The following is a 24,104-nucleotide window of genomic DNA, read 5'->3' as shown; positions in this document are numbered from 1 at the left end:
GACCCCTTAGAGCTTCATCAGGCTGGCGTCGTCGACCGAGGCCGAGTGGCGGGAACGGAACAGCGACACGATGATCGCGAGCCCGACGACGACCTCGGCGGCGGCGACGACCATCGTGAAGAAGGCGATGATCTGGCCGTCGAGATTGCCGTGCATCCGGGAGAAGGCGACGAGCGTGAGGTTGCAGGCGTTCAGCATGAGCTCGATGCACATGAAGACGACGATCGCGTTGCGCCTGATCAGCACGCCGGTGGCGCCGATGGTGAACAACAGGGCGGCGAGGTAGAGGTAGTTGACCGGGTTCACTTGGACGCCTCCTCGGGCCGCTTGAAGGTCGCCGGCTCGATCGCGGTCCGCTCCAGCCTTTCCTCCGCGCGCTGCTCCAGGGCCCGCAGGTCGTTCAGCGCCTCGGTGGACACGTCACGGATCTGGCCGCGTTCACGCAGCGTCTTGCTGACCGTGAGGTCGGACGGCGTGCCGTCGGGCAGCAGGCCCGCGATGTCGACCGCGTTGTGCCGGGCGTACACGCCGGGCGCGGGCAGCGGCGGGACGTGCTTGCCTTCGCGGACGCGCTGCTCGGACAGCTCGCGCTGGGTCTTGGCGCGCTCGGTGCGCTCGCGGTGCGTGAGCACCATGGCGCCGACGGCGGCCGTGATCAGCAGGGCGCCGGTGATCTCGAAGGCGAAGACGTACTTGGTGAAGATGAGCGCCGCGAGGCCCTCCACATTGCCGCTCGCGTTCGCCTGCGCCAGGCCGTTGAACTCCGTCAGGGAGGCGTTGCCGATGCCCGCGATCAGCAGGATGCCGAAGCCGAGCCCGCAGAGAAGGGCCAGCCAGCGCTGGCCCTTGATGGTCTCCTTCAGGGAGTCCGCGGCCGTGACGCCGACCAGCATCACCACGAACAGGAACAGCATCATGATCGCGCCGGTGTAGACGACGATCTGCACGATGCCCAGGAAGTAGGCGCCGTTGGCGAGGTAGAAGACCGCCAGGATGATCATGGTCCCGGCGAGACAGAGCGCGCTGTGCACGGCCTTCTTCATGAAGACGGTGCACAGGGCGCCGATGACGGCGACGGTGCCGAGGATCCAGAACTGGACGGCCTCTCCGGTGGACGTGGAGTAGGCGGCGAGCTGCTCGGTCATCGGCCGATCACCTTCTCGGACGCCGGTTCGTCCTCGCCGAAGGTGGTGGCGGCCTCCTGCGGGACCTCGCCCTTGGAGAGCGCGACCTGCTGGGTCGTGCCCGGCGCCGCCTCCGTCACCAGACCCCGGTAGTAGTCCTGCTCGTCGGTGCCCGGGTAGATGGCATGGGGGCTGTCGACCATGCCGTCCTCGAGTCCGGCGAGCAGCTGCTCCTTGGTGTAGATGAGGTTCGCGCGGCTGGAGTCCGCGAGCTCGAACTCGTTGGTCATCGTGAGCGCGCGCGTGGGGCACGCCTCGATGCACAGGCCGCACAGGATGCAGCGGGCGTAATTGATCTGGTAGACGCGGCCGTACCGCTCGCCCGGCGAGTAGCGCTCCTCGTCGGTGTTGTCGGCGCCCTCCACATAGATGGCGTCGGCGGGGCAGGCCCAGGCGCACAGCTCGCAGCCGACGCACTTCTCCAGGCCGTCCGGATGGCGGTTGAGCTGGTGCCGTCCGTGGAAACGCGGAGCGGTGGTCTTCTGCTGCTCCGGGTACTGCTCGGTCAGCCGCTTCTTGAACATGGCCTTGAAGGTCACGCCGAAGCCGGCCACGGGGTTCTGGAAACCGGGCTTGGTCTCCTTGGGCTCCTCAGCCATCGGACGCCTCCTTTCCATCCAGAGATCCGTCACTCTGAGTATCGGGCCCACCACTGACAATCAGCTCCCGCTCACGGCGCGAGCGGCGCCGAGGCACCGGCGGAAGCTCCTGTCCGGGCAGGGGCGGCACGGGGAATCCGCCCGCCATCGCGTCGAACGCGGGCTCCTCGGCGGGACGCGAGGCCGCCTTCGCCCGCTCACGGAACATGTCCGCGATGAAGGAGAGGAGCAGCAACGCGATGACGCCGCCTGCGACGTAGAGCACGATGTCGGCGAAGTCGTAGTTCTCGTTCCGGAGGGTCCGCACGGTCGCGACGAGCATCAGCCAGACGACGGAGACCGGGATGAGGACCTTCCAGCCCAGCTTCATCAGCTGGTCGTAGCGCACGCGAGGCAGCGTGCCGCGCAGCCAGATGAAGAAGAACAGCAGCAGCTGGACCTTGACCACGAACCAGAGCAGCGGCCACCAGCCGTGGTTCGCGCCCTCCCAGAAGGCACTGATCGGGTACGGCGCGCGCCAGCCGCCCAGGAAGAGCGTCACGGACACGGCCGAGACCGTCACCATGTTCACGTACTCGGCGAGCATGAACATCGCGAACTTGATCGACGAGTACTCGGTGTTGAACCCGCCGACCAGGTCGCCTTCGGACTCCGGCATGTCGAACGGGGCCCGGTTGGTCTCGCCGACCATCGTCACGATGTAGATCAGGAAGGACACCGGCAGCAGCACGATGTACCAGCGGTCCTGCTGCGCCTCGACGATCGCCGACGTCGACATCGACCCGGAGTAGAGGAACACCGAGGCGAACGCCGCGCCCATCGCGATCTCGTACGAGATCATCTGCGCGCAGGAGCGCAGGCCGCCGAGCAGCGGGTAGGTGGAGCCGGAACTCCAACCCGCGAGGACGATGCCGTAGATGCCGACCGAGGCGACCGCGAGGATGTAGAGCATCGCGATCGGCAGGTCGGTGAGCTGCATCGTGGTGCGCTGGCCGAAGATCGAGATCTCGTTCCCGGCCGGCCCGAAGGGGATCACCGCGATGGCCATGAAGGCCGGGATGGCCGCGACGATCGGCGCGAGGACGTAGACGACCTTGTCCGCGCGTTTGACGATGACGTCTTCCTTCAGCATCAGCTTGATGCCGTCGGCGAGCGACTGGAGCATGCCCCAGGGGCCGTGCCGGTTGGGGCCGATGCGCAGCTGCATCCAGGCGACGACCTTGCGCTCCCACACGATGGAGAACAGCACGGTCACCATCAGGAAGGCGAAGCAGAACACCGCCTTGATGACGACCAGCCACCAGGGGTCGCGGCCGAACATCGAGAGGTCTTCAGCGGCGAGGAAAGGGCTCATGCCTCCACCTCCTCGGGGGCCTCGGACGCGAGGGTCGCCGGGCCGATGCGGACGAGTGAGCCGGGCCGCGCCCCGGTGTCGGAGGCGACGCCGCGGCCCACGGAGTTCAGCGGGAGCCACACCACCCGGTCGGGCATCTCCGTGATCTGCAGCGGGAGTTCGACGACTCCGGCGGGGCCGCTGACGGCGAGGAAGTCGCCGTTCTTCACGCCGGCCTCGGCGGCCGTGGCGGCCGACACGCGCGCGTGGGCGGCGTGCCGGGTGCCGGCGAGCGCCTCGTCGCCCTGCTGGAGGAGGCCCTGGTCGAGCAGCAGCCGGTGCCCGGCCAGCACGGCCTCACCGGCGGCCGGCCGCGGCAACTGGGCCGCGATCTCCAGGGGCTCGGTGGCCCGCGGACCGTCCCAGGATCCGAGCCGGTCGATCTCCGCGCGCGTGGTACGCAGATCCGGCAGGCCCAGGTGTACGTCCATGGCGTCGGCCAGCATCTGGAGCACCCGCGCGTCGGCCGGGGCCAGGCGGCGGGTCATCTGGTCGGGCTTGAGCGCGGCTTCGAAGAAGCGCACCCGGCCCTCCCAGTTGAGGAAGGTGCCGGCCTTCTCGGCGACCGCGGCGACCGGCAGCACGACGTCGGCGAGCTCGGTCACCTCGCCGGGCCGCAGCTCCAGCGAGACCACGAATCCGACCTCGGCGAGCGCCGCACGCGCGCGTGCCGGGTCGGGCAGGTCGGCGACCTCGACGCCCGCGACCAGCAGGGCCTGGAGTTCGCCGGTCGCGGCGGCCTCGACGATCTGCCCGGTGTCACGGCCGTAACGGTGCGGGAGATCGGCCAGACCCCAGACGGCGGCGACCTCCTCACGCGCGCGTGGGTCGGTCGCCGGACGCCCGCCGGGCAGCAGCGTCGGCAGGGCGCCCGCCTCGACGGCACCGCGTTCCCCGGCCCGGCGCGGGATCCACACCAGTTCGGCGCCGGTCGCCGTCGCGGCCCGTACGGCGGCGGTGAGCCCGCCCGCCACGGCGGCAAGCCGCTCGCCGACGACGATCACCGCGCCCTCGGTACGCAGCGCCTCGGACGCCTTCGCCCCGGCCTCGTCCAGGCCGACCCCACTGGCGAGCGCGTCCAGCCACTCGGTCTCGGTGCCCGGAGCGGCGGGCAGCAGCGTGCCGCCCGCCTTCTCCAGACCGCGCGTGGAGTGCGTGGCCAGCGAGAACACCTTCTGGCCGTGCTTGCGCCAGGCCTTGCGCAGCCGCAGGAAGACGCCGGGCGCCTCCTCCTCGGCCTCGAACCCGGCCAGCAGGACGGCCGGTGCCTTCTCCAGAGAGGTGTACGTGGCGCCCGTACCGTCGAGGTCACGGCCGTGACCGGCGACCCGCGCGGCGAGGAAGTCGGCCTCCTCACCGCTGTGCACGCGCGCGCGGAAGTCGATGTCGTTCGTGTCGAGCGCCACCCGCGCGAACTTGCTGTAAGCGTAGGCGTCCTCGATGGTGAGCCGGCCGCCGGTCAGGACACCGGTCCGGCCGCGCGAGGCGAGCAGGCCCTGGGCCGCGATCTGGAGCGCCTCCGGCCAGGAGGCCGGTTCGAGGTCGCCCTCGGCGTTGCGCACCAGAGGCGTCTGAAGCCGGTCGCGCTGCTGCGCGTACCGGAAGCCGAACCGCCCCTTGTCGCAGATCCACTCCTCGTTGACCTCGGGGTCGTTGGCCGCCAGGCGCCGCATGACCTTGCCGCGCCGGTGGTCGGTGCGGGTGGCGCAGCCGCCGGAGCAGTGCTCGCACACCGACGGCGAGGAGACGAGGTCGAAGGGACGGGAACGGAACCGGTACGCCGCCGAGGTCAGCGCGCCGACCGGGCAGATCTGGATGGTGTTCCCGGAGAAGTACGACTCGAACGGGTCGCCCTCACCGGTGCCGACCTGCTGGAGCGCGCCGCGCTCGACCAGCTCGATCATCGGGTCGCCCGCGACCTGGTTGGAGAACCGGGTGCAGCGGGCGCACAGCACGCACCGTTCGCGGTCGAGGAGCACCTGCGTGGAGATCGGTACGGGCTTCTCGTACGTCCGCTTCCTGCCCTCGAAACGGGACTCGGCGTGTCCGTGCGACATGGCCTGGTTCTGCAGCGGGCACTCGCCGCCCTTGTCGCAGACCGGGCAGTCCAGCGGGTGGTTGATGAGCAGGAGCTCCATCACACCCTGCTGGGCCTTCTCGGCGACCGGCGAGGTGAGGTGTGTCTTGACGACCATGCCGTCCGTGCACGTGATCGTGCAGGACGCCATCGGCTTGCGCTGGCCCTCGACCTCGACGATGCACTGGCGGCAGGCGCCGGCCGGGTCGAGGAGGGGGTGGTCGCAGAAGCGGGGGATCTCGATGCCGAGTTCCTCGGCGGCCCGGATGACCAGGGTGCCCTTGGGCACGCTGATCTCGGCGCCGTCGATGGTCAGCGTCACGAGATCTTCCGGCGGGACCGCCGCCTCGCCTCCTCCGGAGGGAGCGCTGGTGGTCACAGTCATGCGTTCACCTCCGTGCGGTGGTCGGCCCAGGCCGTCGACTTGGCCGGGTCGAAGGGGCAGCCGCGGCCCGTGATGTGCTGCTCGTACTCCTCGCGGAAGTACTTCAGCGAGGAGAAGATCGGCGAGGCGGCACCGTCGCCGAGGGCGCAGAAGGACTTGCCGTTGATGTTGTCGGCGATGTCGTTGAGCTTGTCGAGGTCGGACATGACGCCCTTGCCGGCCTCGATGTCGCGCAGCAACTGCACGAGCCAGTACGTCCCTTCGCGGCAGGGCGTGCACTTGCCGCAGGACTCGTGGGCGTAGAACTCGGTCCAGCGGGTGACGGCGCGGACGACGCAGGTCGTCTCGTCGAAGCACTGCAGGGCCTTGGTTCCGAGCATGGAACCCGCGGCGCCCACTCCTTCGTAGTCAAGAGGGACGTCGAGGTGCTCGTCGGTGAACATCGGCGTCGAGGAGCCGCCCGGCGTCCAGAACTTCAGGCGATGGCCGGGACGCATCCCGCCGCTCATCTCCAGCAGCTGGCGGAGGGTGATGCCGAGCGGGGCCTCGAACTGGCCGGGATTGGCGACGTGGCCGCTGAGCGAGTAGAGCGTGAAGCCCGGGGACTTCTCGCTTCCCATCGACCGGAACCATTCTTTGCCCCGATGCAGGATCGCGGGAACCGACGCGATCGACTCGACGTTGTTCACAACAGTCGGGCAGGCATAGAGACCTGCCACCGCAGGGAAGGGGGGACGAAGCCGCGGTTGACCACGGCGGCCTTCGAGCGAGTCGAGCAGTGCGGTCTCCTCACCACAGATGTACGCGCCGGCGCCGGCGTGCACGGTGAGTTCGAGGTCGAGTCCGCTGCCCAGGATGTTCTCGCCGAGGTAGCCCGCCGCGTAGGCCTCGCGCACGGCCTCGTGCAACCGCCGCAAGACGGGGACGACTTCACCACGCAGATAGATGAAGGCATGCGAAGACCTGATGGCATAACACGCGATGACAATGCCCTCGATGAGGCTATGCGGGTTCGCGAAGAGGAGCGGAATGTCCTTGCACGTTCCGGGCTCCGATTCGTCGGCGTTGACAACTAGATAGTGCGGTTTTCCATCACCCTGGGGAATGAACTGCCATTTCATTCCCGTCGGGAATCCCGCGCCACCGCGCCCGCGCAGACCGGAGTCCTTGACGTACGCGATCAGGTCGTCCGGCGACATGGCGAGTGCCTTGCGCAGACCCTCGTACCCTTCGTGCCTTCGGTAGACGTCCAGCGTCCAGGCCCTGTCCTCGTCCCAGAAGGCCGACAGCACGGGTGCGAGCAGTTTCTCGGGGCTGTTTTCCTTCAGCTCTGGTGCCAACGTCATCACTCCCCCTCCTCGGCGACAGGCCCTGCCGGGTGGGCTGGGTCGGACGCGGACGATTCCTGCGGCGCGTCGTGCGAGCTGAGGTGTTCAGCCGGCGACGGTTCGTGCACTGCCTTGCCCTGCGGCTCGTCGTGCGGGCCGCCGTCCCGCGGATGGACCACGCGCGCGGGTGCGGCCTCTCCCCTGGCCAGGCGGAGGCCCACCAGCGACGCCGGTCCCGCACTGCCGCTCTCCTCGACGGCGCCGGGCCGCTCGTCGGGGAAGCCGGCCAGGATCCGCGCGGTCTCCTTGAAGGTGCACAGCCGCGCCCCGCGCGTCGGCTCGACGGGCCGTCCCGCCCGCAGGTCGTCCACGAGGCGCTTGGCGCTGGCCGGGTTCTGGTTGTCGAAGAACTCCCAGTTGACCATCACGACCGGCGCGAAGTCGCAGGCCGCGTTGCACTCGATGTGCTCCAGGGTGACCTTGCCGTCGTCGGTGGTCTCGCCGTTGCCGACGCCCAGGTGCTCCTGGAGCTCCTCGAAGATCGCGTCGCCGCCCATCACCGCGCACAGCGTGTTGGTGCAGACGCCCACCTGGTAGTCACCGCTCGGCCTGCGCCGGTACATCGTGTAGAAGGTGGCCACCGCGGTGACCTCGGCCGTGGTCAGGCCGAGCACGTCCGCGCAGAACCGCATCCCGGTGCGCGTGACATGCCCCTCCTCCGACTGCACCAGGTGCAGCAACGGCAGGAGGGCGGACCGGGAGTCCGGGTAGCGGGCGATGACCTCGCGCGCGTCGCGCTCGAGCCGTTCCCGAACGTCGTCCGGGTACGCGGGCGCGGGCAGTTCGGGCATGCCCAGGCTGACGCCCCGCTCCGAAGAAGAGGTGGTCACCGGTCGACGCCTCCCATCACGGGGTCGATGGACGCGACGGCGACGATGACGTCGGCCACCTGGCCGCCCTCGCACATCGCCGCCATGGCCTGCAGGTTGGTGAAGGACGGGTCGCGGAAGTGGACCCGGAAGGGGCGGGTGCCGCCGTCGGACACGGCATGCACCCCGAGCTCGCCCTTGGGCGACTCGACGGCGGCGTACGCCTGTCCCGGCGGGACGCGGAAGCCCTCTGTGACCAGCTTGAAGTGGTGGATCAGGGCCTCCATGGAGGTGCCCATGATCTTCTTGATGTGGTCCAGGGAGTTGCCGAGCCCGTCCGGGCCCAGGGCGAGCTGGGCGGGCCAGGCGATCTTCTTGTCGGCGACCATGACCGGGCCGGGCTGCAGCCGGTCCAGGCACTGCTCGACGATCCCGAGCGACTGGCGCATCTCTTCCAGACGGATCAGGAAGCGCCCGTAGGAGTCGCAGGTGTCGGCGGTCGGGACCTCGAAGTCGTAGGTCTCGTAGTCGCAGTACGGCTGCGCCTTGCGCAGGTCGTGCGGCAGGCCGGTGGAGCGCAGGATCGGGCCGGTGGCGCCGAGGGCCATGCAGCCGGCCAGGTCGAGATAGCCGACGTCCTGCATACGGGCCTTGAAGATGGGGTTCCCGGTGGCGAGCTTGTCGTACTCCGGGAGGTTCTTCTTCATCTTCTTCACGAACTCGCGGATCTGGTCCACCGCGCCGGGCGGCAGGTCCTGGGCGAGTCCGCCGGGGCGGATGTACGCGTGGTTCATCCTGAGGCCCGTGATGAGCTCGTAGATGTCGAGAATCATTTCACGATCACGGAATCCGTAGATCATGATCGTGGTGGCGCCGAGCTCCATGCCGCCGGTGGCGATGCACACCAGGTGGGAGGAGAGCCGGTTCAGCTCCATCAGGAGCACCCGGATGATCTTGGCGCGCTCGGTGATCTGGTCCTCGATACCGAGGAGCTTCTCCACCGCGAGACAGTAGGCGGTCTCGTTGAAGAAGGACGTCAGGTAATCCATGCGCGTCACGAACGTGGTGCCCTGCGTCCAGGTCCGGTACTCGAGGTTCTTCTCGATGCCGGTGTGGAGATAGCCGATGCCGCAGCGGGCCTCGGTGACCGTCTCCCCGTCGATCTCCAGGATCAGGCGGAGCACTCCGTGAGTGGAGGGGTGCTGCGGGCCCATGTTGAGGACGATGCGCTCGTCGTCGGCGCGGGCCGCGGCCTGGACGACCTCGTCCCAGTCGCCACCGGTGACCGTGTATACGGTGCCCTCGGTGGTTTCGCGGGCGGATGCTGACTGCGTGCTCACGAGTACGACCTCCGCTGGTCCGGAGCCGGGATCTGGGCGCCCTTGTACTCGACGGGGATGCCGCCGAGGGGGTAGTCCTTGCGCTGCGGGTGGCCCTGCCAGTCGTCCGGCATCATGATCCGCGTCAGGGCGGGGTGACCGTCGAAGACGATGCCGAAGAAGTCGTACGTCTCGCGCTCGTGCCAGTCGTTGGTCGGGTACACGGAGACGAGCGACGGGATGTGCGGGTCGCTGTCGGGGGCGCTGACTTCGAGGCGGATCAGCCGATTGTGGGTGATCGAGCGCAGGTGGTAGACGGCGTGCAGCTCGCGGCCCTTGTCGCTGAGGTAGTGGACGCCGCTGACGCCGGTGCACAGTTCGAAGCGCAGGGCCGGGTCGTCGCGCAGGGTGCGGGCGACGCGGAGCAGGTGCTCGCGCTCGATGTGGAAGGTGAGTTCGCCGCGGTCGACGACCGTCTTCTCGATGGCGTTGTCGGGCAGGAGTCCCTGCTCCTCCAGCGCGCCCTCGAGTTCGTCGGCGACCTCGTCGAACCAACCGCCGTAGGGCCGGCTCGCCGGTCCCGGGAGCCGGACCGAGCGGACCAGGCCGCCGTAGCCGGAGGTGTCGCCGCCGTTGTTCGCGCCGAACATGCCGCGCTGGACGCGGATCTCCTCGCCGCCCTGGCCGCGCTGGCCGGGGAGGTTGGAGGCGGAGAGGTCCTTCTCGGGATTGACCCCGTTCGACCCGTTCACCCCGTTGGTTCCGTTGGTTCCGTTCGCGTCGCTCACCGCAGCAGCCCCTTCATCTCGATCGTGGGCAGGGCCTTGAGCGCCGCTTCCTCCGCCTCACGGGCCGCTTCCTCGGCGTTCACGCCGAGCTTGGAGGACTGGATCTTCTGGTGGAGCTTGAGAATGGCGTCCATCAGCATCTCGGGCCGCGGCGGGCAGCCGGGGAGATAGATGTCGACCGGGACGATGTGGTCGACGCCCTGCACGATCGCGTAGTTGTTGAACATGCCGCCCGAGGAGGCGCAGACCCCCATGGAGATCACCCACTTGGGGTTCGGCATCTGGTCGTAGACCTGCCGGAGCACCGGCGCCATCTTCTGGCTGACCCGGCCGGCGACGATCATCAGGTCGGCCTGGCGCGGCGAGCCGCGGAAGACCTCCATGCCGAAGCGCGCCAGGTCGTAACGGCCGGCGCCGGTCGTCATCATCTCGATGGCGCAGCACGCGAGGCCGAAGGTGGCCGGGAAGACGGACGCCTTGCGCACCCAGCCCGCGGCCTGCTCGACGGTGGTCAGCAGGAATCCGCTCGGCAGCTTTTCTTCGAGTCCCATGAGTTAAAGGCCCCTCAGTCCCATTCCAGGCCGCCGCGCCGCCATACGTACGCGTACGCGACGAAGACGGTGAGCACGAAGAGCAGCATCTCCACGAGCCCGAAGATCCCCAGGGAGTCGAAGGTGACGGCCCAGGGGTAGAGGAAGACGATCTCGATATCGAAGATGATGAAGAGCATCGCCGTCAGGTAGTACTTGATCGGGAAGCGCCCGCCTCCGGCCGGCGTGGGGGTCGGCTCGATGCCGCACTCATAGGCCTCGAGCTTGGCCCGGTTGTACCGCTTCGGACCGATCAGCGTGGCCATGACCACGGAGAAGATCGCAAAGCCTGCCCCGAGGGCTCCCAGTACGAGGATGGGCGCATAGGCGTTCACCGCTCCTCGCTCCTCTCAGTCGGCACTGACTGCTGGCGGTTGCACTGGGCTCACAGCCGCCTCACCGATCCCACGAGCCCCGCTCGTCCCGGCGAAGATCGAGAACATGTGAAGCAGGTCACAAGCCCAACTGCCTCGCATCTTATGCCCGCCGCTCTGTGATCTGCGACACGGGGTATTGCACAAGCTTTGTGATCTCCACCACCTGACGAAGGATCATGAAGCCGGATGAGCGGTGATCTTCGCACGAGAAGCGTCCGAGTGATCACCAGAGGTGACATTTTCGCTCGTCGTCGCAGCTCGGAGGGGGCGTCTCCATATCAAGAGACTTCTCTTGCATGCAAATTGGTGTTGGACGGGGCGCCTTGATAGAGGAGCCCGTTCACACTTCAGAGGGAGCCGGGGAGGGGAGTGTGGACGCGTGCACGCGTTCACGAGCGTCGGCCGGCGCGATTCGGACACAGGACGCGCACGGAGCCGTAACCGTTGCGTGACCTCCGCCACATGATGAGAGGGCCATGAGAACCGGGCTTGGCCACTGGTCCCAACAAGTGGTAGGCGGTAGGCAATTCGGACTTAATGATGAAAGACCGTGATCACGGGCGGGATACGGCGCGTCCGCAATGTCCGTTACGGCGTCAATAAAGGGCGGTCGGCCGGGAATTTGGGGCGGCGATTGAACAACTGTGGCGCAGCACACGTTTCTTGTAGGTATGGAGGAGCCCCTGATACCGGTTGTTCTCATGTCCCACACCGCTCACATACGTAGCCACCGGAAGCCCCGCCGCAGCGCGTCGTCGTCCATCGCGATGCGTGCCGGAGTTGCCGGTGGCGTCCTCAGCATGGCGGCGGCTGGTGCGTCGGCCACGGCGAACGCCGCCGAGCCGGTGACGCAGACCATCGAACTGCCCACCCTCACGGCTGACGTGGCGGACCAGCTCACCCAGTCCGCGGACGCCACCCAGTTGGCGGCGGCGAACTACGAGCTCGACGCCCAGCGTGACGCGGCCGCCGCCGCGGCCGCCAAGGAAGCCAAGAAGGACCTCGCGGAGGCCAAGAAGAAGGCCGAGGCGAAGAAGAAGGCCGAGGAGGCCCGCAGGGCAGCCGCCGAGGAGGCCGCCTCCCGCAGCGCCGAGCGCACCACCCTGTCCGCTTCCGCGAGCACCAGCGTGGCCGCTCCCGCCAGCGGCAGCGTGGGGACGGTCATCGCCTTCCTCCAGGCGCAGGTGGGCGACGCGTACGTCATGGGCGCCACCGGCCCCAACGCGTGGGACTGCTCCAGCCTGGTCCAGGCCGCGTTCAAGCAGGTCGGTGTCGACCTGCCGCGGGTCTCGCAGGACCAGTCGATGGCCGGAACCGACATCCCGCTCTCGCAGATCCAGGTCGGCGACATCCTGTACTGGGGTGGCAAGGGCTCGGCGTACCACGTGGGCGTCTACATCGGTAACGGCCAGTACCTGGACGCGGCCAACCCGTCCAAGGGCGTCGTCATCCAGGACCTGTCCGGATACCCGGCGTCGGGCGCGGTGCGCGTCCTCTGAGTCGCAGGGATCACCGTAAGGGCCGCAGCCGCTCGGGGGCAGCGGCCCTTACGTCCCGTTCGAGAGCCTTCGTGGCTCAGCCCAGGTCGAAGGTGTTGGGCAGGCCCAGCTTGTAGCGCACCTCGTCGACCCGTTTCAGGGGCTCCAGCTCCGGGGGCCGGTACAGCTCCCAGATCTCACAGCGCTCGGCGTCCGAATTGTCCGCGTCCAGGAGCGCGTTGACCGCGAGGCGGGCCGACTCGTTGGCGCCCTCCATCGTCGCCAGATCCACGTCGGTGCGGACGTAGTCGCCCGCGAGGAAGAAGTTCGGGACCTTCGTACGGGCCGTGGGGCGGTTGTAGAGGGTGCCCGTGGGGTGGATGAGGAGCTGCTCGCGGTTGCGCGGATCGGGGCCGCCCAGACCCGTCACCGCCGGGTCCATGAACCAGCCGAGGCGGTCCTCGTCCCGCAGGGTGGTCTTGCCGGCGTCGTTCAGGCCGTCCTTCAGCTGGGCCCAGAGTTCGGCGACGACCTCCTCCTTGGTGCACTCCTTGGCCGTCTTGCCGTACAGGATGCCCGGCTTGTCCCACTCCGAGATGATCGCGGAAAGGCAGTCCCGCGCCCGGCCGTCGCCGTAGTCGCGCGGGAAGTCCCGTCCGTTCCAGAACTGGGCCTGGCCGACGGCGGTCACCGACCACGGTGAGTCGAGGCAGTTGACGTGGCCGTGCACGACGGGGGTGGGCGTGCGCAGATAGAACATCACTCCGGTCATCCAGTCCGCCTGGAGCGCGTCGCAGCGGGCGAGCTGAGGGTCGGCCGCGCGCAGAGCCGGACCCCATGTCAGACGTGCGTGCTCGACCGGGAGCGCGGAGACGTAGTGGTCGGCCGTGACGGTGCGTTCGTCGCCGCCGTCGCGGGCCGAGACGTGCACGCCGCTCACCCGGCCGGCGTCGTGGCGGACCTCGCGGACCTGGGTGCCGAGGACGAACTCGACGCCGAGGGAGCGCAGGTGGGCCTCCCAGGGGTCGATCCAGGCCTCGCTGGTGGGGGCGTTGAGGACGCGGTCGATGTCGGCGTCGCCGTCCATGCCCCGGCCGAGCAGTCCCCACAGGAGCAGGGCCTCGATGATGACGCGGCCGACGGTCCGGGTGGACGCCACCTCCGCGCGGGTGGCGACGAGGTTGCGGGTCTGGCCGACGCCGAGGAGCGTGCGGTACTCCTCGCTCATCTCCTCGGCGCGGATGAAGTCCCACCAGGCGACCTTCTCCCACTGCCCCTCGCGGCGGGCGTCGCAGCTGGTGAGGTGGACGAGGAGGCGGTCGGCGAAGTAGGCGGCCTCGTGGGCGGGGAGGCGGGTGCCGAGGTCCAGGACCGACAGGAGCTGGTCGCGGATCCAGCCGGGGGTGAGGTCGCCGGGGCGGGGCGGAGTGGTGGCGCGACGGAGCGGGAAGTGCAGGTCGGGGCGGCCGCCGGCGCGGGCGAACAGGGCCTCGGTGCCGCTGACGAGGTTGTCGTGGACGCCGTGCGCGTTGCCGGGGACGGGGATGCGGCGCATGGTGTCCGGCAGGTTCCGGTAGAAGCCGGGGAAGAAGCGGAAGCCGTGTTCGGCGGGGAGGTCGGCGCGGCCGCCGGTCGCCGTGCCCGGCACGGGCATCGAGCGGGCCTTGCCGCCGAGGGCGTCGTAGTACTCGTAGACGGTGACGGCGTAGCCGCGTTCGGCGAGTTCGTGGGCGGCGCTCAGGCCGGAGACTCCGCCGCCGAGGACGGCGACGCGTTTGCCGCCGGCCGCGCTCGCGCGGCCGGCGGGCCATAAGGCGAGGGCGCCGGCGACTCCCCCGGCACCGGCCAGGAAGCGTCTGCGGGTATGGCCGGATCGCGTGTGCCCTGACTGCTCCTGGGGCTGCTGCGGGTGTTCTGTTGTCATGATTCCCGGAGGGTAGGGAGGGGCTTCGAAGGTCGGAAGTCCGATTCCCGGTCACCTACAGCATCCTCACAACCACAAGGAGACACAGATGCCCAGCGTGTTCGTCCAGGGCAGGCCCGTGGACTCGTATCCGCCGCTCGCGCCCGAGGCCCGGCGTGGGTCGGTGCGCAGGATCACCGAGACGGGTGAGGAGGTACTGCACAAGCCGTGCCGGGACGTGACCGAGTTCGGGCCCGATCTCGCCGCGCTGATCGACGACATGTTCCTGACGATGTACATCGCCGACGGGGCGGGACTCGCGGCGAACCAGGTCGGGGTCGGTCTGCGGCTGTTCGTGTACGACTGCCCGGACGACGACGGCGTCCGGCACGTCGGGCACATCGTCAACCCGGTGCTGGAGCCGCTCGACGCCGCGGACAGGAGGCTCCTCGACGACTCGGAGGGCTGTCTGTCCGTGCCGGGGGCGGTGATGGACGTACCGCGTCCGGACCGGGCCGTGGTGCGCGGGCTCGACAAGGACGGGCAGCCGCTCGTGATCGAGGGCACGGGGTACTTCGCCCGCTGCCTCGCGCACGAGACCGACCACTGCGACGGACAGGTCTATCTGGACCGGCTCTCCAAGCGGGAGCGGAGGGACGCGCTGCGACAGGTGGCGGACCGGCGGGGCGAGGTGTTCGCGCGCCGGGCCGCCAACGTCGAGGCCGTCAGCAAGGTCCAGTAGGGCTGTCCAAGAGCCGCCCGGTGGCTAGGCCTTCGGCGCCACCTTGCTCAGCCCGTTGATGATCCGGTCCATCGCGTCGCCGCCCGTCGGGTCGGTGAGGTTGGCCAGGAGCTTCAGGGTGAACTTCATCAGGACCGGGTGGGTCAGGCCGCGCTGGGCCGCGATCTTCATGACCTTCGGGTTGCCGATGAGCTTCACGAAGGCGCGGCCCAGCGTGTAGTAGCCGCCGTAGGTGTCCTTCAGGACGCGCGGGTAGCGCTGGAGGGCGAGTTCCCGGCCGGCGGGCGTGGAGCGGGCGTGGGCCTGGACGATGACGTCGGCGGCGATCTGGCCGGACTCCATGGCGTAGGCGATGCCCTCGCCGTTGAAGGGGTTCACCAGGCCGCCGGCGTCGCCGACGAGCAGCAGGCCCTTGGTGTAGTGGGGTTGGCGGTTGAAGGCCATGGGGAGGGCGGCGCCGCGGATGGGGCCGGTCATGTTGTCGGGGGTGTAGCCCCAGTCCTCCGGCATGGAGGCGCACCAGGCCTTCAGGACCTCGCGCCAGTCCAGTTCCTTGAAGGAGTCGGAGGTGTTCAGCACGCCGAGGCCGACGTTGGAGGTGCCGTCACCCATGCCGAAGATCCAGCCGTAACCGGGAAGCAGGCGGTCCTCACCCGGCCCTCGGCGGTCCCACAGCTCCAGCCAGGACTCCAGGTAGTCGTCCTCGTGGCGGGGGCTTTCGAAGTACGTCCGTACGGCCACGCCCATCGGGCGGTCCTCGCGGCGGTGCAGGCCCATCGCCAGGGAGAGGCGGGTGGAGTTGCCGTCGGCGGCGACGACCAGCGGGGCGTGGAAGGTGACCTCGCGCTTGTCCTCGCCGAGCTTGGCGTGGACGCCGGTGATCCGGCCGGTGCGCTCGTCGACGATCGGGGCGCCGACGTTGCAGCGCTCGTGGAGACGGGCGCCGGCCTTCTGGGCCTGGCGGGCGAGTTGCTCGTCGAAGTCGTCGCGCTTGCGGACGAGGCCGTAGTCCGGGAAGGAGGCGAGATCCGGCCAGTCCAGCTGGAGGCGGACGCCGCCGCCGATGATCCTCAGGCCCTTGTTGCGCAGCCAGCCGGCCTCCTCGGAGATGTCGATGCCCATCGCCACCAGCTGCTTGACCGCGCGCGGGGTCAGGCCGTCACCGCAGACCTTCTCCCTCGGGAACTCGGTCTTCTCCAGCAGGAGTACGTCGAGACCGGACTTGGCCAGGTGGTACGCCGTCGTGGAGCCGGCCGGCCCCGCGCCCACGACGATCACATCGGCGGTGTTCTCGGAGAGCGGCGAGGAGAGAGGTGAGGAGAGGGGCTCGGTCACGTCGGTCACGGCGGGATCTCCCCAAGTTCGAAATCTGTGTGCCGACCGGCACTGGACATGGGCAGTCTATTCAGCAGCACCGATCACCCGGCTGAAGGGCTGCCTCCGTGAACCGAGCTCTCCCTGTCGTACGGCTCCGTGTCCCCACCGACGAGGACGCCGTCGCCTGGCACCGGATCTTCGCCCACCCGGATGTCATGGAGTTCCACGGCGGCCGGCCCGCGGAGCTGTCGGTCTACGAGGAGCTCACCGCCCGCCAGCGCCGGCACGACGCCGAGCGCGGGTACTGCCTGTGGACCATGCTCGACGACGACGAGCAGGTCATCGGCTTCACCGGAGCCCAGCCGTGGGAGCGGAACTGGGGTCCCACCGGCGAGATCGAGATCGGCTGGCGGCTCGGGCGGGAGTACTGGGGCAAGGGGTATGTCACCGCGGCGGCCGAGCTGACGCTGGAGCGGGTGCGGGCGGCCGGGGTGCCGGGCGTGGTGGCGATGGTGGACGCGCGCAACGAGCGGTCGATCGCGGTGACACGGCGGCTGGGCATGGAACTCGCCGAGGTGTTCACCACCCCGGACGGGCGGCAGAAGGGGCACTGTTACCGGCTGGAGCTGTGAAGCGGGGGGAGGGACGGACGCGCGCCTTCCGGTCTCCTCACCCTGCGTAATCGACTGCTACAGAAAGGTACTTGAAGCTTCCGGTCGGTGCCCCCGGGCGGTTACCCTGCCAGTACCGCTGGGGGTGACATCTGTGCGCATAACACCCAAAAGGCCCGAGGTGCGAGTACCGAGACTCGTCGGACTGATGGCCATGGACGCGCGCGAGGCAGCGAAGTCGCACGGCCTGCTCCTCACCGCACCGGACCGGCCCGACTTCCATCTCACCGTCGTCGACTACGTCGTACGCCAGTACCCCCAGCCCGGTGCCGAGGTGCCGCGCGAGTCGTCGGTCTACGTCTGGTTCGACTTCGGCGAGGGTGAGGGCGGCGGAGGCGTCCGCGAGCCACGCCTCCCGCGGCCGCCCTCGGGCGGGCTGCGGCGCGAACTCGACCAGCCCGAGGACCCGTACCCCGTCGTCAGCTCTGCTTGAAGCCCCGGTGCAGGGCCACGACCCCGCCCGTCAGGTTCCGCCAGGCCACCTTGGACCAGCCGGCCTTGCGCAGATGCTCGGCGAGGGCCGGCTGGTCGGGCCAGGCGCGGATGGACTCGGCGAGGTAGACGTAGGCGTCCGGGTTCGAGGAGACCGCGCGGGCGACCGGGGGCAGGGCACGCATCAGGTACTCGGTGTAGACCGTGCGGAACGGCGCCCAGGTCGGGTGCGAGAACTCGCAGATCACGACCCGGCCGCCGGGCCGAGTCACCCGGTACATCTCGCGCAGGGCGGCGTCGAAGTCCTGGACGTTGCGCAGCCCGAAGGAGATCGTCACGGCGTCGAAGGTGTCGTCCTTGAACGGCAGCCGCGTCGCGTCGCCCGCCGTGAACGGCAGCCAGGTGTGCTTGCGCTTGCCGACCTGGAGCATCCCGAGGGAGAAGTCGCAGGGGACGACGTACGCGCCGGTCCGGGCGAACGGCAGGGACGAGGTGCCCGTGCCGGCCGCCAGGTCGAGGACCTTCTGCGCGGGGCGGGCGTCGACCGCCTTCGCCACCTCCTTGCGCCAGACACGGTCCTGGCCGAGCGACAGCACGTCGTTCGTCAGGTCGTACCGTTCCGCCACGTCGTCGAACATCGAGGCGACTTCGTGCGGCTGCTTGTTCAGGGATGCGCGGGTCACGGGCCCATTGTGGCAGTCGGCATCACAGGGTCGCGGTACGGCCTCCCGGGAGGAGTCTCGGCTTCTTCTTCCCGGCCACGTCCTCGACCCAGCCGCACAGCAGCACGAAGCCGGCGATCAGGATCCAGCCGATGCCGAACATGAACCACTGGCTCTCCAGTGGCAGGTACGTCTCGAACGCGGGCACGTTCCAGAACTGGTCGATCAGCGGGACGGCGAGGATCAGGGCGATCTCGTGCCAGAGGTAGACCGTCACCGCGCGCGCGTTGAAGATCGTGACGAGGCGGTCGAGACGCGGGAACCTGGTCAGCCGGGCGAAGTCGATACCGAAGTGGTCCTTCGCGTACATCAGCAGCGTCACATAGCCCGCCGACCAGAACGCCTGCGCGAGCGGGATGTCGTCCAGGTCGTAGGAGCCCGTCTCGGCCTGGTGCGTGAAGGCGTACCAGCCGCCGTACGCGACGGCCGCGAGGGAGAGGGCGGCCACGGCGAACGGCTTGAGGCGGCGCAGGACGCCCTCGCGGTGCGCGAAGCCGAGGATCCAGCAGAAGAGGAACGTGGCCAGGTCGGTGAGCGCGCTGCCGAAGCGGTTGTCCGGGGGTTCCGAGGCGAAGTGGACGACCAGGATCGGGGCCGACGACAGCAGCAGCACCGGGACCGGGGCCAGGCGGAACAGCCTGAGCAGCAGCGGGGAGAGCAGGACGAACCAGAGGTAGGTGCGCAGGTACCAGAGGATCTCCCAGGCCTGCTCGCCCCACGCGTTGCCCGGCGGGTCGCCCAGCGGCACGACCCAGTAGATGATCTGCCAGCCCGGCATCCAGCCGTGGATCAGCATCGCCACGACCACGAAGAAACCCCAGAACCAGAACGGGGGCAGCAGGCGCCGCAGCCGCCCCCGGATCACCTTGGGCGCGGGGCGCTCCAGGGACTTCGCCATCAGGGTGCCGGCCAGGGCGAACATGACACCCATGGAGGGGAAGACCATGCCCGCCCAGGCCCAGCCGAAGGAGTGGTAGGTGACGACCCTGATCAGGGCCACGGCCCGGAGCGTGTCGAAGTACCGGTCACGACCGGTCGGTCTGGGTGCGGGTGACGGGTCGGCAGCCTGCTGGACGGAACTACCGGCCACAGTCGCCGGTACGACCCGCGCCGCGCCGCCTCTCCGGTGCGAACCCACCGTCAGCTCACCCCCGCCGGCGTCCCGACCTCACCGGTCCGCTTCAGCTTCTGCCAGCGCAGGCGGCCGCCCGTGAGCGCGGTGATGCAGGAGTGGATGAGGACGAGGTACATCATCTGGCGGTAGGCGAGCTGCTGGAGCGGCATCATCAGCAGATAGCGGTACTTCTCGCGGTCCAGCCGGAAGGCGTACGCCGCGCACAGCAGCTGCACCCCGAGCACCGCCAGCCATGCCAGCAGCGCCGCCGTGAAGTCGACGAAGATCATCGAGTAGACGGTGAAGACGTCGATCAGCGGGGCGAAGACCGGCGTGACGATCTGGAAGATCACGACGAGCGGCATGCCGACCCGGCCGAAGCGGCCCGAAGGACCCTTGTCCGTCAGTGACTTGCGGTGCTTCCACAGGGCCTGCATGGTGCCGTAGGACCAGCGGTAGCGCTGCGACCACAGCTGCTTCAGGGAGCCCGGCGCCTCGGTCCACGCGCGCGCGTGCTCCTGGTAGACGACCCGCCGGCCCGCGCGGTGCATGGCGATGGTGATGTCGGTGTCCTCGGCGAGGGTGTCCTCGCTCATGCCGCCGACCTCCAGGACCGCCTCACGGCGGAAGGCGCCGATCGCGCCCGGGATGGTCGGCATGCAGCGCAGCAGGTCGTACATACGGCGGTCGAGGTTGAAGCCCATCACGTACTCGATGTGCTGCCAGGCACCGATGACCGTGTTGCGGTTGCCGACCTTGGCGTTGCCGGCGACCGCGCCGATCCCGGGGTCGGCGAAGGGCTGCACCAGCTGCCGTACGGTGTCGGGCTCGAAGACCGTGTCGCCGTCCATCATCACGACGATCTCGTGACTGGCGCTGCGCACGCCGTTGTTCAGCGCGGCCGGCTTGCCCGCGTTCTCCTGGCGGATGACGCGGACGTTGGTCATGCCGAGTTCGTGGGCCGCGTCGCGCGCGATCTCGGAGGTGCCGTCCGTCGAGCCGTCGTCCACGACGATGATCTCGATCGGGTGGGTGCTCTTCGACAGCGATGCGAGGGTGTTGGCGATGCACTCCTTCTCGTTGTACGCCGGGACGATCACGCTCACCGGCTGGTGGACGGGCGGTCCCCAGCTGAACCGGCGTCTGTTGCGCTGCCGGTAGTGGCGGCGGGCGAGGAGCAGCATCATGCCGAAGCGGCCCATCACTGCGACGCCGACGACCATGAGGCCGACCGACAGCACCGGGACCGCCCATTCGGCGACCGCGACGGCCCCGATCAGGGCCTTGCCCTCGTAGAGGGTGGCGCCGGTGGCCTCGCGGTGGGCGGCCTGGAGGGTGGCGGTCCCCCCGCCACCGGCCTGTCCGCTCGGGAGCTGCTGCGGCTGCCCGTCGGGCTGCTGACCGGAGCCCGGAGCGGAGCCCTCCGCCTGCTGCCCGCCGCCGTCCGTCGCGCCGGTCCCGGTCTGCTGCCCGCTCGCCTGCTGCCCGTCGGCCTGCCCGCTCGCCTGCTGCCCGTTCGCCGACTCCGCCTGCTGGATGGCGCCGCTGATCGTGGTGAAGGTGTAGCCCTTCGCCTTCATCTTCTCGATGTACTTCGGCAGGGCCTTGATCGTCTGCGACCGCTCGCCGCCCGCGTCGTGGAAGAGGACGGACGCGCCCGCCCCGTCCTCCGGCGTCGCCCACTTGATGATCTTCGAGACGCCGGGCCGCTTCCAGTCGTCGCTGTCGGTGTCGACGAAGACGCTGGTGTAGCCGTCCTCGCCGAGCTTCTTGTAGACGGGCCAGCTGTAGTTGTCGATGGCGTCCGTCTCCGACGAGTACGGCGCCCGGAACAGCGTCGTCGTGATGCCGGCCGCGCCGGCGAGCGCCAGTTGCGTCTGCTGCATCTCCCGGTTGACGCGGGCGTCGCTCTGGTAGGAGAGGTCGACGTGGGTGAAGGTGTGAATGCCCACCTCGTTGCCCTGCTCGACCATGTCCCCGACGATGCCCGGGTAGCGCGAGACCATCGAGCCCACCACGAAGAACGTGGCCGGGATGTCGTACTTCTCGAGGATCTTCAGGACCTGCGGCGTCCAGGTGGGGTTCGGGCCGTCGTCGAAGGTGAGCGCGATCGTCTTGTCCGGGACGGAGACGGTGGTGGCCTGGCCGCCGCGGAAGGTGAGGATCGGTCCGCCGTCGAGGATCTTGTCGGGGACCTTGCTGGAACTGGCTCCGGTGCGCACCCGCTGGTCGCCGCCGACCTCGGCGCGCAGATAGCCGTCGAGCAGCATGACGCTGGTCAGCGCGAGCAGGAGCAGCAGAGCCAGGATGACCCGGGGTTTCTGGAGGGCCGCGGCCTTGCCCGCCACCCGCTCGATACGCGAGGGGGCGCGACGGCGGCGACGTGAGGGCGTCGTCGTGGACATGAGTGGGGCTGCGCTCCGGTCAGTTGGCGGCCGCGGCGGGCGATGCGGAGGTGGACGGGACGGGGGCGCCCGAGGGCGGCGCCGACGGGGTTCCGCTGGGCGGCGCGACCGGGTCGCCGCCACGGCCCTGGGGCTGGTTGCCCGGGCCCCCGCCGCCGGGGCCGCCCCGGCCGTTCGCGAACGGCAGCAGCTCGGACGGGGTGAGCGAGGTGCCGATGCCCATGAGGGCCATGCCCAGCACGACCGCGTACCCGAGACAGGCGACGCCGACCAGGAGGCCGAGGCGACGCAGCAGCTTGGAGCGGCGTCCGGAGTTGTCAACGAACACGGGACCCTCGGCGGACCCGTTGCCGCGTTTGCGGCGGCGACCGCGCACGGCGGGTGCGGCGGCGCGGTTTTCGATGGCAGGCTCGGAATGCATTCCCCGGATATTAGGGAGCCTTTATGTGCGCACGGCTCTGTGCTTCATGTGAGACGCCCATGAGAAACGTCTTAACCTGTCCGTTTCCTGAGAGTTTCGGCGAACCTCTGCCCACTTCACAGCCATGTGAAAGGAGTTGAGGGCCCGGACCTGGATGGGTGTGAGACATTTCCGTGCGGGATACGCACCGGGTTTTCCGGCCCGAGACAGAAATCACGAAAGCGGGTACACACGCAATGCGGAGTTTCCATACGGCGACGGCCGGGCTCACCTGTATGTTCGCTCTGGCCGGCACGGGGTGCTCCGCGGGCTCCGACAACACGGCGGACGCGGCACCGCCGACTCCGCGGCAGCCCACCGCGTCGGCCGACGCGTCGCCCTCCGAATCGGCCTCGACGACCACGTCGTACGCCCCCTACGTCAGCGCCACCGATGCCTCCGGCAACGACTCCGCCGGCTCCCCCGTCACGTACAACCTGGCCTTCGTCATCTCGGACGGCGGCGACTGCACCCCCAGGTGGAACGGCACGACCGCCCTCTCCGACTCGGCCACGAAGTCCCGTGTCGCGAAGCTCACCCAAGAGGGCGCCACCGTCCGCGTCTCCTTCGGCGGCGCCTCCGGCAAGGAGCTGGCGGCGAGTTGTGACAGCGCGTCCAAGCTGGCGGCGGCGTACGGGAAGGCGCTGGACGCGGCCGGTTCCCGTCAGGCGGACTTCGACATCGAGGGCGACGAGCTGACCGACTCCGACTCGGTGGACCTGCGATCCGAGGCGATCGCGCTGCTGCAGAAGGAGCGGGGCGATCTCGAGGTGTCCTTCACTCTGCCGGTGATGCCGTCCGGGCTGGACGACGACAGCGTGGCCTTGCTGGAGTCCGCCAACGAGCATGACGTTCAGGTCTCCACGGTGAACATCATGACCATGAATTACGGCGAGTCGTACGACGGGGACATGGGTGACTACGCCCTCACCTCGGCCAAGGCCGCGCACGCGCAGTTGAAGGAGCTTTTCGGGACGTCGGACGCGGGCGCCTGGAAGGGGATGGCGTTGACGTCGATGCTGGGGGTGAACGACGTGGACGGCGAGACCTTCACGGTTGATGACGCGGCGCAGGTGCGGGAGTTCGCGGAGGAGAAAGGGATCGGGTGGGTGTCCATGTGGGCGACGTTTCGGGATCAGGCGTGTGGTGATGATCCGTCTTCGGAAGACGCGTTGACGAATTGCAGTGGGGTGGATCAGGAGGAAGGGGCGTTTGCGGAGGCGTTTTCGGGGTGAGCTCGGGAGGTTCTGTCGTGTGCGGGGTGCGGGCCGTTCGTGGTTGATCGCGCCCACGCGGGGGAGCCGCAAATCGATACAGCCCCGCGCCCCTGAAAGCAGGCGTTCTCCTACCGTCGGCGGTAGACGATCCGGCCTTCCGCCACCGTTGCCACGCACGTTCCCGCACCGCGCTCCGCCAGTTCTGTCTCGTCCCGCACGTCGAACACCGCGAACCGGGCTGCGGAGTGACGTTCTCTCGGTTCCGCGAACGTCACCGGCCACTCGGCATCGTACGGATCGAGGGAGGGGGTTCCGCCGGGGCGTCCGATGCGGCCCATGACCGCCAGGCCGGAGCGGTGCACGGCGTCGCGCACCGCGCGGTTGCGTAGTTCCTCACAGGCCGCTCGGACCGTGCCGTACGCCAGCATGCGCTGCACCCCGCGGCGAGCGCTCGCGCCCCACCGGGCGTCGTCCATGTCCAGCGCCGCCAACGCGTCCCCGGTCAGCGGCTCGGTACCCAGCTCGTCGGCCTCGCGGGGGTCAGGGTGGTACGCCTCCTCCAGCAGCTCGTTGCCGTGGATGTTGACCAGGCCGGGCGTCAGAATCCCCGGCCACTCCCGCACCCGCGCCCGCGGATGCGCGGCGGCCAGTTCCTCCAGCGTCCCCGCGTCCGCGATCCACGCGCCCCGGACGACGAGCGCGTGGCCCCTTGAGTCGGCGTGGATCGTCAGCAC

The 24,104-nt window shown here is 69.2% G+C and carries 23 protein-coding genes; 5 read left to right on the top strand and 18 right to left on the bottom strand.

The annotated features are described in order from the left end of the window. Positions 1 to 6: 6 nt before the first annotated feature. From nuoK to ACFZBP_RS25080, 11 genes are read right to left on the bottom strand one after another with little or no spacing between them, the layout of a single operon-like run. Entirely contained in the window at positions 7 to 306 is a 300-nt protein-coding gene (gene nuoK, locus ACFZBP_RS25130) for an NADH-quinone oxidoreductase subunit NuoK (RefSeq protein WP_003998919.1), read from the bottom strand. After that, positions 303 to 1,145 carry an NADH-quinone oxidoreductase subunit J gene (locus ACFZBP_RS25125; RefSeq protein WP_391416277.1) on the bottom strand — a complete coding sequence of 281 codons (843 nt, stop codon included), beginning with the start codon at positions 1,143 to 1,145 and terminating at the stop codon, positions 303 to 305. The genes nuoK and ACFZBP_RS25125 overlap by 4 nt, the downstream gene beginning before the upstream one ends. Beyond that, the gene (gene nuoI, locus ACFZBP_RS25120) at positions 1,142 to 1,783 is read right to left on the bottom strand and encodes an NADH-quinone oxidoreductase subunit NuoI (RefSeq protein ID WP_030046280.1); all 642 of its coding nucleotides are present in this window, start codon (positions 1,781 to 1,783) and stop codon (positions 1,142 to 1,144) included. The genes ACFZBP_RS25125 and nuoI overlap by 4 nt, the downstream gene beginning before the upstream one ends. Beyond that, the gene (gene nuoH / locus ACFZBP_RS25115) at positions 1,776 to 3,137 is read right to left on the bottom strand and encodes an NADH-quinone oxidoreductase subunit NuoH (RefSeq protein WP_383452112.1); all 1,362 of its coding nucleotides are present in this window, start codon (positions 3,135 to 3,137) and stop codon (positions 1,776 to 1,778) included. Before nuoH ends, nuoI begins: the two co-directional genes overlap by 8 nt. Continuing rightward, positions 3,134 to 5,638, bottom strand: coding sequence for an NADH-quinone oxidoreductase subunit G (locus ACFZBP_RS25110; RefSeq protein ID WP_383452110.1), 2,505 nt, complete (start codon positions 5,636 to 5,638; stop codon positions 3,134 to 3,136). Before ACFZBP_RS25110 ends, nuoH begins: the two co-directional genes overlap by 4 nt. After that, positions 5,635 to 6,984: an NADH-quinone oxidoreductase subunit NuoF gene (nuoF, locus tag ACFZBP_RS25105; protein WP_391416274.1), complete on the bottom strand. Its 1,350-nt coding sequence runs from the start codon at positions 6,982 to 6,984 to the stop codon at positions 5,635 to 5,637. The genes ACFZBP_RS25110 and nuoF overlap by 4 nt, the downstream gene beginning before the upstream one ends. Then, on the bottom strand, positions 6,984 to 7,856 hold the full coding sequence (gene nuoE / locus ACFZBP_RS25100; RefSeq protein WP_383452106.1) for an NADH-quinone oxidoreductase subunit NuoE: 873 nt from the start codon (positions 7,854 to 7,856) through the stop codon (positions 6,984 to 6,986). The genes nuoF and nuoE overlap by 1 nt, the downstream gene beginning before the upstream one ends. Next, positions 7,853 to 9,175 carry an NADH-quinone oxidoreductase subunit D gene (locus ACFZBP_RS25095; protein WP_217205782.1) on the bottom strand — a complete coding sequence of 441 codons (1,323 nt, stop codon included), beginning with the start codon at positions 9,173 to 9,175 and terminating at the stop codon, positions 7,853 to 7,855. The genes nuoE and ACFZBP_RS25095 overlap by 4 nt, the downstream gene beginning before the upstream one ends. After that, positions 9,172 to 9,942, bottom strand: coding sequence for an NADH-quinone oxidoreductase subunit C (locus ACFZBP_RS25090; protein WP_391416272.1), 771 nt, complete (start codon positions 9,940 to 9,942; stop codon positions 9,172 to 9,174). The genes ACFZBP_RS25095 and ACFZBP_RS25090 overlap by 4 nt, the downstream gene beginning before the upstream one ends. After that, positions 9,939 to 10,493, bottom strand: a complete 555-nt coding sequence (locus ACFZBP_RS25085; protein ID WP_007383964.1) for an NADH-quinone oxidoreductase subunit B family protein — start codon at positions 10,491 to 10,493, stop codon at positions 9,939 to 9,941. Before ACFZBP_RS25085 ends, ACFZBP_RS25090 begins: the two co-directional genes overlap by 4 nt. A 14-nt stretch (positions 10,494 to 10,507) precedes the next feature. Continuing rightward, on the bottom strand, positions 10,508 to 10,867 hold the full coding sequence (locus ACFZBP_RS25080; RefSeq protein ID WP_030950624.1) for an NADH-quinone oxidoreductase subunit A: 360 nt from the start codon (positions 10,865 to 10,867) through the stop codon (positions 10,508 to 10,510). A 713-nt stretch (positions 10,868 to 11,580) separates the two neighbouring features. Here ACFZBP_RS25080 and ACFZBP_RS25075 point away from each other — a divergent pair. Then, positions 11,581 to 12,408, top strand: a complete 828-nt coding sequence (locus ACFZBP_RS25075; protein WP_383452102.1) for a C40 family peptidase — start codon at positions 11,581 to 11,583, stop codon at positions 12,406 to 12,408. A gap of 76 nt (positions 12,409 to 12,484) precedes the next feature. Here the strand turns inward: ACFZBP_RS25075 and ACFZBP_RS25070 are convergent, their stop codons facing one another. Beyond that, the gene (locus ACFZBP_RS25070; RefSeq protein ID WP_391416270.1) at positions 12,485 to 14,311 is read right to left on the bottom strand and encodes an FAD-dependent oxidoreductase; all 1,827 of its coding nucleotides are present in this window, start codon (positions 14,309 to 14,311) and stop codon (positions 12,485 to 12,487) included. 88 nt (positions 14,312 to 14,399) lie between these two features. Here ACFZBP_RS25070 and def point away from each other — a divergent pair, with 88 nt between their 5' ends. Beyond that, entirely contained in the window at positions 14,400 to 15,032 is a 633-nt protein-coding gene (gene def / locus ACFZBP_RS25065; RefSeq protein ID WP_391416268.1) for a peptide deformylase, read from the top strand. Positions 15,033 to 15,056: 24 nt separating this feature from the next. Here the strand turns inward: def and ACFZBP_RS25060 are convergent, their stop codons facing one another. Beyond that, the gene (locus tag ACFZBP_RS25060) at positions 15,057 to 16,376 is read right to left on the bottom strand and encodes a geranylgeranyl reductase family protein (RefSeq protein ID WP_383452096.1); all 1,320 of its coding nucleotides are present in this window, start codon (positions 16,374 to 16,376) and stop codon (positions 15,057 to 15,059) included. A 98-nt stretch (positions 16,377 to 16,474) separates the two neighbouring features. Between ACFZBP_RS25060 and ACFZBP_RS25055 the strand changes: the two genes are divergently transcribed. Together ACFZBP_RS25055 and ACFZBP_RS25050 are read left to right on the top strand one after the other, a co-directional pair. Beyond that, on the top strand, positions 16,475 to 16,981 hold the full coding sequence (locus ACFZBP_RS25055) for a GNAT family N-acetyltransferase (RefSeq protein WP_383452094.1): 507 nt from the start codon (positions 16,475 to 16,477) through the stop codon (positions 16,979 to 16,981). 160 nt (positions 16,982 to 17,141) lie between these two features. After that, positions 17,142 to 17,453 carry a PASTA domain-containing protein gene (locus ACFZBP_RS25050; RefSeq protein WP_383452092.1) on the top strand — a complete coding sequence of 104 codons (312 nt, stop codon included), beginning with the start codon at positions 17,142 to 17,144 and terminating at the stop codon, positions 17,451 to 17,453. Here ACFZBP_RS25050 and ACFZBP_RS25045 read toward each other — a convergent pair. From ACFZBP_RS25045 to ACFZBP_RS25030, 4 genes are read right to left on the bottom strand one after another with little or no spacing between them, the layout of a single operon-like run. Continuing rightward, positions 17,440 to 18,135, bottom strand: a complete 696-nt coding sequence (locus ACFZBP_RS25045) for a demethylmenaquinone methyltransferase (protein ID WP_383452090.1) — start codon at positions 18,133 to 18,135, stop codon at positions 17,440 to 17,442. The genes ACFZBP_RS25050 and ACFZBP_RS25045 overlap by 14 nt on opposite strands. A 22-nt stretch (positions 18,136 to 18,157) precedes the next feature. Further along, positions 18,158 to 19,264: an acyltransferase family protein gene (locus tag ACFZBP_RS25040; RefSeq protein ID WP_391416265.1), complete on the bottom strand. Its 1,107-nt coding sequence runs from the start codon at positions 19,262 to 19,264 to the stop codon at positions 18,158 to 18,160. Between the two features lie 50 nt (positions 19,265 to 19,314). Continuing rightward, positions 19,315 to 21,693, bottom strand: a complete 2,379-nt coding sequence (locus ACFZBP_RS25035) for a glycosyltransferase (RefSeq protein WP_391416263.1) — start codon at positions 21,691 to 21,693, stop codon at positions 19,315 to 19,317. Positions 21,694 to 21,712: 19 nt separating this feature from the next. After that, a complete protein-coding gene (locus ACFZBP_RS25030; protein ID WP_391416261.1) occupies positions 21,713 to 22,114 on the bottom strand; it encodes a hypothetical protein in 402 nt (133 codons plus the stop codon). Between the two features lie 236 nt (positions 22,115 to 22,350). On the opposite strand from ACFZBP_RS25030, the gene ACFZBP_RS25025 reads away from it, so the two are divergent. Continuing rightward, positions 22,351 to 23,388, top strand: a complete 1,038-nt coding sequence (locus tag ACFZBP_RS25025) for a chitinase (RefSeq protein ID WP_391416259.1) — start codon at positions 22,351 to 22,353, stop codon at positions 23,386 to 23,388. A 110-nt stretch (positions 23,389 to 23,498) separates the two neighbouring features. On the opposite strand, the gene ACFZBP_RS25020 is transcribed toward ACFZBP_RS25025, so the two are convergent. Then, positions 23,499 to 24,104, bottom strand: a complete 606-nt coding sequence (locus tag ACFZBP_RS25020) for a hypothetical protein (RefSeq protein WP_391416257.1) — start codon at positions 24,102 to 24,104, stop codon at positions 23,499 to 23,501.

Source organism: Streptomyces sp. NPDC008086, from assembly GCF_042957325.1.
GTDB lineage: Bacteria > Actinomycetota > Actinomycetes > Streptomycetales > Streptomycetaceae > Streptomyces.
This window is presented reverse-complemented; position numbering and strand designations above follow the sequence as displayed.